6 protein-coding genes are annotated in these 4,864 nt (G+C 73.0%); 3 read left to right on the top strand and 3 right to left on the bottom strand.

Annotation, left to right across the window (positions count from 1 at the left end; all coding sequences use genetic code 11):
• Nucleotides 1-51 precede the first annotated feature (51 nt).
• Together EST54_RS33240 and EST54_RS33245 are read left to right on the top strand one after the other, a co-directional pair.
• Nucleotides 52-735: an HD domain-containing protein gene (locus tag EST54_RS33240; protein ID WP_129251396.1), complete on the top strand. Its 684-nt coding sequence runs from the start codon at nt 52-54 to the stop codon at nt 733-735.
• Between the two features lie 216 nt (nt 736-951).
• On the top strand, nt 952-2,256 hold the full coding sequence (locus EST54_RS33245; protein WP_129251397.1) for a Cmx/CmrA family chloramphenicol efflux MFS transporter: 1,305 nt from the start codon (nt 952-954) through the stop codon (nt 2,254-2,256).
• Between the two features lie 32 nt (nt 2,257-2,288).
• Here the strand turns inward: EST54_RS33245 and EST54_RS33250 are convergent, their stop codons facing one another.
• The 3 genes from EST54_RS33250 to EST54_RS33260 all read right to left on the bottom strand — a co-directional run bounded on the left by EST54_RS33250 (nt 2,289) and on the right by EST54_RS33260 (nt 3,605).
• Entirely contained in the window at nt 2,289-2,831 is a 543-nt protein-coding gene (locus EST54_RS33250) for a pyridoxamine 5'-phosphate oxidase family protein (RefSeq protein WP_129251398.1), read from the bottom strand.
• A 66-nt stretch (nt 2,832-2,897) separates the two neighbouring features.
• Nucleotides 2,898-3,191 carry a DUF4031 domain-containing protein gene (locus tag EST54_RS33255; RefSeq protein ID WP_129251399.1) on the bottom strand — a complete coding sequence of 98 codons (294 nt, stop codon included), beginning with the start codon at nt 3,189-3,191 and terminating at the stop codon, nt 2,898-2,900.
• Nucleotides 3,192-3,242: 51 nt separating this feature from the next.
• Nucleotides 3,243-3,605: a hypothetical protein gene (locus EST54_RS33260; protein ID WP_129251400.1), complete on the bottom strand. Its 363-nt coding sequence runs from the start codon at nt 3,603-3,605 to the stop codon at nt 3,243-3,245.
• A 128-nt stretch (nt 3,606-3,733) separates the two neighbouring features.
• On the opposite strand from EST54_RS33260, the gene EST54_RS33265 reads away from it, so the two are divergent.
• A complete protein-coding gene (locus tag EST54_RS33265; protein ID WP_372448226.1) occupies nt 3,734-4,681 on the top strand; it encodes a MurR/RpiR family transcriptional regulator in 948 nt (315 codons plus the stop codon).
• Nucleotides 4,682-4,864: the final 183 nt, after the last annotated feature.

Below are 4,864 nucleotides of genomic sequence, written 5' to 3' on the forward strand. Positions count from 1 at the left end.
CCCGCCCCCACCCCCGTTCCGGATCACCCCGCACGGGGCACAATGGCTCGCATGACTCCCGTGTCCCGTACGGCAGACACCACCGACCCGACGCCGGAGCTGCGGCAGCGCTGGACCCTCACCATCGCCGAGGCCCGCGGCAGCAAGCACTCCACGGCCCCCGACCCCGCCCCGTATGCGGACAATCTGCTGTCCCGCTGGAGCGAACCACAGCGCCGCTACCACACCGTCGAGCATCTGGCCGCGGTCCTCTACCGCATCGACGAACTGGCCGAGCACGCCGATGACCTGGCCGTCGTTCAGCTGGCGGCGTGGTTCCACGACGCGGTCTACCGCCCGGACCGCTCCGAGAACGAGGAGCGCAGCGCGGCCCTCGCCGAGCGCGCACTGCCCGAACTGGGCGTCGGCGCGGCCCGCACGGCCGAGGTCGCCCGACTGGTGCGGCTCACCGTCACCCATGACCCGGCGCCCGACGATCCCGACGGCGAGGTGTTGTGCGATGCCGACCTCGCCGTACTGGCCGGCTCCCCCGACCGGTACGCCGCCTACGCCGCCGCGGTCCGCGAGGAGTACTCCTTCGTCCCCGACGCCGATTTCACGGCCGGCCGCTCCGCCGTACTCACCCAACTCCTGGCCCTGCCCCGCCTGTTCCGGACCCCCCGCGGCTACGACCTCTGGGAGCACACCGCCCGCCGCAATCTCGCCACGGAGCTGGATCTGCTGCGCGGGGCGTAGCCGTCGCGTAGCACGGGAGCCGATGGGCGGGCCCGCGGAGGGGGCCGGCAAGCGGGGCAGGCCTGGCGCGGATCCGCGGGCGGGCCGGCGCATGACACGGATCCGCGGACGGGCCGGCGCCTCAACAGGCCCGCCCGTAGGGAATCAAGCCTGCTCGCAGGGAATCAGGCCCGCTTGTAGGGAATGCACGGGCTCCTATCGTGGTTAGTAGGTGATATGCCCGCACCGCCCGACCGCACCCGCCTTCCCCTCGCCGTCTACGTCCTCGGCCTGTCCGTTTTTGCCCTTGGCACCTCCGAGTTCATGCTCTCCGGCATCCTCCAGCCGCTCGCCCGCGATCTGCGCGTCTCCATTCCGCAGGCCGGGCTGCTGGTCTCCGCCTTCGCGATCGGCATGGTGGTCGGCGCGCCCGTCCTCGCCGCGGCCACGCTCCGGCTCCCGCGCCGGACGACGCTGATCGCGCTGCTCGCCCTCTTCGGCCTGGGACAGGTGGCCGGCGCACTCGCACCGTCCTACGGCGTGCTGTTCGTCTCGCGCGTGCTGAGCGCGCTGGCCTGCGCCGGTTTCTGGGCGGTCGGCGCGGCGGTCGCGGTCTCGCTGGTGCCGGTCACCGCGCGGGCCCGGGCGATGGCCGTGATGGTCGGCGGCCTGAGCATCGCCAATATCGCGGGCGTCCCGGCCGGCGCACTGCTCGGCGAGCACGCCGGCTGGCGCGCCGCCTTCTGGGCCGTGGCCGGTCTGGCCGCGCTCGGCCTGCTCGGAGTGATCGCGGCGGTGCCGCGCACGGCCGTGCCGACCGGCGAGGACCGCCCGCAGCTGCGCCGTGAGCTGGCCATCTACAAGGACAAGCAGGTCTGGCTGGCGCTGTCCGCCACCGCGCTGAACGCCGCCGCCGTCTTCGCCCTCTTCTCGTACCTCTCGCCGCTGCTGACCGACACCGCCGGCCTCGCCGAGAGCTGGGTGCCGACGGTGCTGGCGCTCTTCGGTGTCGGCGCGCTGATCGGTACGTTCATCGGCGGCCGGATCGCCGACGCCCATCTCTTCGGCACGCTCTTCGGCGGTATCGCCGCCTCCGCCCTCGTACTGGCCGTACTGGCGCTGACCGCGCAGAGCCCGGCCGCCGCAATCGCGCTCTCGCTGCTGCTCGGGGTCACCGCGTTCACCACGGCCCCGGCCCTCAACGCCCGGATGTTCAACGTGGCGAACGCCGCGCCGACGCTGGCCGGGGCGACCACTACTGCCGCCTTCAACATCGGCAACACCCTCGGCCCCTGGCTCGGCGGGCTGACCATCGGGGCGGGCTGGGGCTATCCGTCCGTGGCCTGGACCGGCGCCGCGCTGGCCGCGGCGGCCGTCGTCCTCACCGCCTTCGCCTTCCGGCTGCACCGCGCGACGAACACCACCCGGCTGATCGCCTCCTCGTCCGCCACCGCCCACGCGTCGCAGCAGGCGCAGAGCGCGCAGGCCGTGGAGAAGGACGCAGAGACGGCGGAGGAGGCGAGGGCAGCGGGGCAGCACTGACGCCTACGGGGCCGGGCGCCGCGCCCGGCCCTTCAAGCCCCGCCGGCGAACGTCCATCGCGTCTGGCTGTAGGTCTCACCCCGCCCGAACCCGAAGGCCGTGACCGGCTCGACCCGGAAGACCACGGCCCGGGTGCCCTCCCCGTAGAACGCACCGTCGCGGACGTCGAAGTGCCAGTCGCTGCCGTACTTCTCGCCGTACAGATCGGCCAGCCGGCGCAGCGTGACCTCGTCGCGCACCGGCACCGCCTCGCCCTCGACGACCACGTCGAGCCCTGCGTGCAGATCGTTGCCGCCGGCCGTCGAGGTCGTCAGCACACAGCGCGGGTTGGTTTCCAGGTTCTTGGCCTTGCGTTCGCCGGGGCCGGTGCAGAAGTGCAGCGCACCGTCCGACCAGACGGCGAGCAGCGGGGTGACATGCGGGCGGCCGTCGGGCCGGACGGTGGTGAGCCAGAAGATCTCGGCCTCGGTCATACCGCCGACGGCCGCAGGCCAGGCGGTCGCCGTGGCGCCCTCACTGCTGTAGTTCGGGTCGAGGTCGGTGGCCGGTTGTCCGTCCTGCTCGCTGGTCGACATGGCTGTCCCCTTTCGGTGCGGCGCACGGTCAGGCCCATCGTGCGGGGGCCCGCCGGCGCACCGCCGCTACGACGCGCCGCGGCGGGCCGTACGGGGCGCCGGCCGGTGCTTGGGGCGACGCAGACCGGCGGCGGTCAGCCGGCGCAGCAGTTCCTTGCTGCCGACCTCTACGGCCCCGGCGCGCACCGCATCGCCGTAGCGCTCCACCGGCAGGTCGTAGTGGTCGCGCTCGAACGCCCGCCGGGGCGCGCCGATCCGCGCCGCGAAGGCGTGCAGTTCGTCGAAGGAGTGGTCGCTGACCAGATGCGACCACATCCGCCCGTGGCCCGGCCAGTTGGGTGGATCGATATAAATCGCCACGTCAGCACTCCGGCCGGATCGCCACGTCAGCCCGCCGCACCATCAACCACCTCAGCCTTCCATCGGAGCGCCGAGCCGCCCGACCCGGGCCACCGCGACGGCCGTCTTGGGGCAGACCCAATGCGGATCGGGCCCCAACTCCGGTTCGACGTCGAGCGCATGGGGATCGCCCGACTCCGTGCACACGGGGCACAGCGGCCAGCGGCCGTACCGGTCCAGGAGGGCGTCCTGGACGTCCTGCGCTATCAGTCCCGCGACGAATGCCGCGCCCTCAGGCCATTGCTCCACCCACCACCGGCGGTGGACGACCGCGTCCTCCACGAGCGAGACGATGTCGGCGTCGGCCACCTTGTCCGCCATCAGGTCGGCGAGCACCAGCGCCCGCGCGGCGTGCAATGCCTGTTCCATCTCCATGGCCCCATTGTCTCCCGACGGCCCGCCGGCGAGCGGCGTTGTCCACAGCCCTCGGCCGATCATGCGCGCTGTCCACAGCACTCACGGAGGGTATTGACGCGAGCGCTCGATGAAATTACTTTTCAAGAGTGAGTAGCAGCGTGAAGGAAACTTTCAAGGACGTGCCGGTCGAGACCCGACCGGCCCCGGCCCCACCCGCCCCCGCGGCGCTGGCCGCCAAGGTCCGCACCCTCGCCCCGACGATGACCCGCTCCATGCAGCGCGTCGCCGAGGCCGTCGCGAGCGACCCGGCCGGCTGCGCCGCCCTCACCGTCACCGGCCTCGCGGAGCGCACGGGCACCAGCGAGGCAACGGTCGTCCGGACGTCCCGGCTCCTCGGCTACCCGGGCTACCGGGATCTGCGCCTCGCGCTCGCCGCGCTCGCCGCCCAGCAGGCGGCCGGCGGCGCGCCCGCGGTGACCGCCGACATAGCAGTCGACGACTCCCTCGCCGATGTCGTGACGAAGCTGGCGCAGGAAGAGCAGCAGTGCCTCGCCGACACCGCGGCCGGGCTGGACGTCACCCAGCTCGAAGCCGCCGTCACCGCGCTCGTCGGCGCCCGCCGTATCGATGTGTACGGCATCGGGGCCTCCCATCTCGTCGGCCAGGATCTCGCCCAGAAGCTGCTGCGCATCGGGCTGATCGCGCACGCGCATGCGGACCCGCATCTGGCCGTGACGAACGCGGTGCAGCTGAAAACCGGTGATGTCGCCCTCGCCATCACCCACTCCGGACGGACCACCGATGTCATAGAGCCACTGCGGGTGGCCTTCGACCACGGCGCCACCACGATCGCCATCACCGGCCGCCCGGACGGCGAGATCGCCTCCTACGCCGACCACATCCTGACCACGTCCAGCGCCCGCGAGAGCGAGCTGCGGCCGGCCGCGATGTCGTCCAGGACCAGCCAGCTGCTGGTCGTGGACTGCCTGTTCATAGGCGTCGCGCAGCGTACGTACGAGACCGCGGCCCCGGCGCTCTCCGCCTCCTACGAGGCCCTCGCCCACCGCCACTCTCCCCGTAGCCCCCAGCGCTGACACCGCTCGCACCGCTGGGGGCCGGTATGCCGCCGGACGGCCCGAACGGCCGGGACGGGCACTGCGGCAGCCGCTCGCCCCAGCGCCGGCCGAAGCGCTCCCCCGGCCACCGTCCGCACCCCGGACGGCCGGCCGTTCGGGCCGTCCGGCGGCATACCGGCCCCCAGCGGTGCGAGCGGTGTC

Origin of the sequence: Streptomyces sioyaensis (assembly GCF_004122735.1) — a bacterium.
Taxonomy (GTDB): Bacteria; Actinomycetota; Actinomycetes; order Streptomycetales; family Streptomycetaceae; genus Streptomyces; species Streptomyces sioyaensis.

Excerpts from the sequence above, each read along its gene's own strand:
- EST54_RS33240 (WP_129251396.1), top strand. The coding sequence starts at position 52 with ATGACTCCCGTGTCCCGTACGGCAGACACCACCGACCCGACGCCGGAG.
- EST54_RS33245 (WP_129251397.1), top strand. The coding sequence starts at position 952 with ATGCCCGCACCGCCCGACCGCACCCGCCTTCCCCTCGCCGTCTACGTC.
- EST54_RS33250 (WP_129251398.1), bottom strand. The coding sequence starts at position 2,831 with ATGTCGACCAGCGAGCAGGACGGACAACCGGCCACCGACCTCGACCCG.
- EST54_RS33260 (WP_129251400.1), bottom strand. The coding sequence starts at position 3,605 with ATGGAGATGGAACAGGCATTGCACGCCGCGCGGGCGCTGGTGCTCGCC.